At 36.0% G+C, this 1,587-nt stretch carries 2 protein-coding genes; one reads left to right on the top strand and one right to left on the bottom strand.

Annotation, left to right across the window (positions count from 1 at the left end):
- Nucleotides 1-212: hypothetical protein (locus tag EV203_RS13595; RefSeq protein WP_207910907.1), on the top strand; the 212-nt coding region annotated here is incomplete at its 5' end.
- Nucleotides 213-708: 496 nt separating this feature from the next.
- On the opposite strand, the gene EV203_RS13265 is transcribed toward EV203_RS13595, so the two are convergent.
- Nucleotides 709-1,266, bottom strand: a complete 558-nt coding sequence (locus tag EV203_RS13265) for a hypothetical protein (RefSeq protein ID WP_009609906.1) — start codon at nucleotides 1,264-1,266, stop codon at nucleotides 709-711.
- Nucleotides 1,267-1,587: the final 321 nt, after the last annotated feature.

Below are 1,587 nucleotides of genomic sequence, written 5' to 3'. Positions count from 1 at the left end.
TTCCTTTACTTTTTGCATGCTTAGTAACATTTATTATCACCAAATTAAAATTATACCACTTTGCATTACTATCTTCAACTGTTACCTACCTCCTCACAGAAATTTTGCAAAATGAAAAAGACCTTTACTTTGTAGTATTCCACAAAGTAAAGGTCTCACTCGCATTATCTGCTCAATCAGCCGGGCAAAAAGCCGTCATGACGACTGATTGATTTAGAGTTACTCCCCTTTACCGAGAAAAGAAAATTATACTTTTGTCCTCCACAAAATTGGAAACTAAAATTGCATTAAAATCGCATCACTATGAAAGCATTGATTTTACTGGTGCGCCCGGAGGGACTCGAACCCCCAGCCTTCTGATCCGTAGTTAGATAAAATATATTTTTTGCAGTTAATATGCATTATTAAAAAACTCCGCAAATCCTTATTTTAGAGGCTTTTCGCCACTTTGGATTTATTTGTATAACTTTAAATTTAAACATATTTTTAGACCTTACGTTTGCAAAATGTTTGCATTCGGCAGTTATTATTATATACGTCTAATACATAACTGTCAATAACCTAAAAATCAAAATTCATCCTTATTTCTTTTTATCTCATTTTTTCCCTTTTAATTTCTAAAAACTGTTGATATAATAATGGATAGAGTAACATTTCGGGTGTCATAGATATGTGGAATGCAGTGGCAAAACTGCCATTGCGTTGTTATTATACTCTTAACTTTACTTTAGTAAAATCAAAACCATACTGATACGACAAAATTGCTAAAGCTTCACTTAGTCCATACTCATCAGCAGCATAATAGCTTTCAAGATTATCTAAAATACAGCTGTGGTTATTTTCTCTGCATAATTTAACATGAGGATAAGTACCATTGTGATGAGGCTGATATAATACCACCAAATCTCCTTTTTCTGCTAATCTCATCAGCTCATCCTTATCATATTTGTCTTTCTCTTCCAATATTTTTCTGGCTGTTTCTCTAAATTCTTCAGCTTTTTCTCTTAAGACTTTATAATCAAAGTCAACAGCAACGTAAGTATTGCATCCAGCAAGTATTTCATTAGTGTAGTCATCCCATCTTATATACTCATACTTTTTAGCAACAGCTTCTACAAGCTTTTTAGAGACTTTTAAGTCTTTAATTCTAACTTCAATTGACTTATCTAGAAGGTATGTTTTAGCTCTGACGCTTACCTGCTTTGATGTTATGCCGTGCTTCTTTAGATTTTTTCTTATTTCTTCAGCAATTTCTCTAGCAGTCATTTTTTAAATTCCCTCCCCTAAAATTTTTTACTCGCTCGTATTTGACAGCCTAACGCTCTACCCTGCTCTCTTACGCCATGTGCTTACACCTCCTCAATTTTTTTGTTTGCTTCTTGTTTGCCCCCGGCAGTTAAAACAAAACAGCCTGCGAGCCGAAGGTCAAGGGATCGGGGAGGGATACCGGACCGAGCACCAGCGAGGGAGGATATGCTCACCGACCCGACAGGGCTTGCCCCTTGACCGTAAGGCGAGCAGGCGTATAATCTGTGACGCGGGGGCAAACAAAAAAAGAACGTCTTTTCAACTAATATCACTAAATTT

Source organism: Caldanaerobacter subterraneus, assembly GCF_004345675.1.
Lineage (GTDB): Bacteria > Bacillota > Thermoanaerobacteria > Thermoanaerobacterales > Thermoanaerobacteraceae > Thermoanaerobacter > Thermoanaerobacter subterraneus.
This window is presented reverse-complemented; position numbering and strand designations above follow the sequence as displayed.